This window comes from Sphaerobacter sp. (genome assembly GCF_019683595.1).
Lineage (GTDB): Bacteria > Chloroflexota > Chloroflexia > Thermomicrobiales > Thermomicrobiaceae > Sphaerobacter.
The window spans coordinates 1-2,025 of record NZ_JADGHZ010000324.1 but is presented as its reverse complement, the minus strand read 5'-3'; the positions used below and the strand labels follow the sequence as shown (position 1 = coordinate 2,025).

General features: G+C 69.0%; 2 protein-coding genes. Both read right to left on the bottom strand.

Going from position 1 to position 2,025, the window contains the following annotated elements:
• A partial coding sequence (gene hisB, locus IRZ30_RS17120; protein ID WP_294086924.1) for an imidazoleglycerol-phosphate dehydratase HisB occupies positions 1-551 on the bottom strand: 551 nt, incomplete at its 3' end.
• Positions 552-555: 4 nt separating this feature from the next.
• Positions 556-1,659 carry a histidinol-phosphate transaminase gene (gene hisC, locus IRZ30_RS17115; RefSeq protein WP_294086922.1) on the bottom strand — a complete coding sequence of 368 codons (1,104 nt, stop codon included), beginning with the start codon at positions 1,657-1,659 and terminating at the stop codon, positions 556-558.
• Between the last annotated feature and the right edge of the window lie 366 nt (positions 1,660-2,025).

Here is a 2,025-nt window from a genome sequence, read left to right as displayed (position 1 = left end):
GGCTCGGGGCGGGTGGCGGCGTCGAGGGCACGGGCGAAGGCCTTGAAGAGTGCCTCGACCTGGTGGTGGGTGTTGGAGCCGTAGAGCGTCACGACGTGGAGGTTGATGCGAGCTTCGATGGCCAGCGTCTCGAAGAAGTGGCGCACCAGGTCGGCATCCATCAGGCCGACGCCGGGGCCGGTGATCGGGTCGCGCTGGACATAATAGCCACGCCCGCCGCAGTCGACGGCGACGTGGGCCAGCGCCTCGTCCATCGGCACCGCAACGTCGGCGGTCCTGCGGATGCCGCGGCGCTCGCCGAGTGCCTGTCGGATCGCCTGGCCCAGGCAGAGGCCGACGTCCTCAGTCGTGTGGTGGGCGTCGACCTGGAGATCGCCCCGCGCGGTGACGGCCAGGTCGAAGAGGCCGTGGCGGGCGAAGAGGGTGAGGAAGTGGTCGAGCGGCCCGATCCCGGTGTCGATCGCGGCCTGCCCGCTGCCGTCGAGGTCCAAAGTCAGGTCGATCTCGGTCTCGGTGGTCCGCCGGGTGATGGTGGCGCGGCGCTGCTCCATCGGCTCAGATCTCCCCTGCCATGCCGCGCAGCGCGGCCATGAGCGCGTCGGTGTGCTCCGGGCGGCCGACGGTGATCCGCAGGTAGTTGCGGAGCTCCGGGTCGCTGTACTTGCGGACCAGAATACCCCGCCGCTCCAGGCGCCGGTGGATGTCGTGCGCGTCGCCGCGCGTGACCCGGCAGAGGATGAAGTTGCCCTGCGAGGGGTAGGGCTGCAGGAAGTTGAGCTTGCGCAGGGCGCGGAAGAGGCGGCCGCGCTCGATCTTGATGCGGTTGACCGTCTCCCGCAGGTAGTCGATGTCGTCCAGCACCGCCTCGATGGCTTTCAGCCCGGCCGCGCTTACGTTGAACGGCTGCTTGACCTTCCACAACTCGGCGGCAAGGGCGTCGGGGAGGATGGCGTAGCCGAGCCGCATCCCGGCCAGTCCTGCCCACTTGCTGAAGGTGCGCAGGATGACCAGGTTGTCGAACTCGCGCGCGAGCGGAACGAAGGTCTTCCCGGAGAACTCGTAGTACGCCTCGTCGGCTACGATCAGCGCGCCGGTGCGCAGCAGCCGGACGATCTGCTGGGTCGTGGGCATGTTGCCGGTCGGGTTGTTGGGCGCAGTGACGAAGATCAGCTTGGTCCGCTCGGTGACGGCTTGAATGATCGCATCAACGTCGAGGTCGAAATCGGCGGTGCGGGGCACCCGGCGGACGACCCCGCCGAAGAGGGGCGCGCGGGACTCGTACACGCCGAAAGTGGGAGTCGGCACGATCACCTCATCGCCCGGGTCGATGGTGGCCAGCAGCAGGAGGTCGATCAACTCGTCCGAGCCGTTGCCGATGATGATGCGCTGGCTGGGCGCCCCGGTGTACGCGGCGATGCGCTCCCGCGCCACCCGCTGGTCGGCGTCCGGGTATTCCTGGTAATGGTCGAAGCTCGCCAGTACCTCCTGCACCCGCATTGAGGTCCCGTAGGGGTTCTCGTTCATGTGCAGGCGGATGATCTCGTCGACTGGTTTGCCGATGCGATCGGCGACGGCCTCAACCGGTTCGACCGGGACGTATCCGTCCAGGTCGAGGACAGTGTTGCGGATGAGCCGCCGAAGAGCCTTGGGTATTGCCACGTAGCCTGTCCGTCTCCCGGTGTCCGTCCCGGCGGCGGTGGCTTCACCACGCCGGTACCCGCTACAATCGTTTGCCGATCACCGTCGTGCGTTGTGGAAGCAAGGGTGACATATGCGACGAATTCCCGGTCCCGCTGCCATCAGGCAAGGACCGGCGCCATCTCCTTGCCCGGGGCGCGGCGGTGCGGTCCTGCGCCGGGGTGGACACCGTTCCGAGCGCAGCGCTGCCGCCATGGTCGCTATTATAGCCACGGTCGGGCTGGTGCTGGCCCTGCTCGCCACATCGGCGGGTTTCGTACCCGGCGCCGGCCCGGCGGCGCCCCGGCCCCGGGGGGGGGGGGGCCGGGGGCGGGCCCCCCCCCGGGC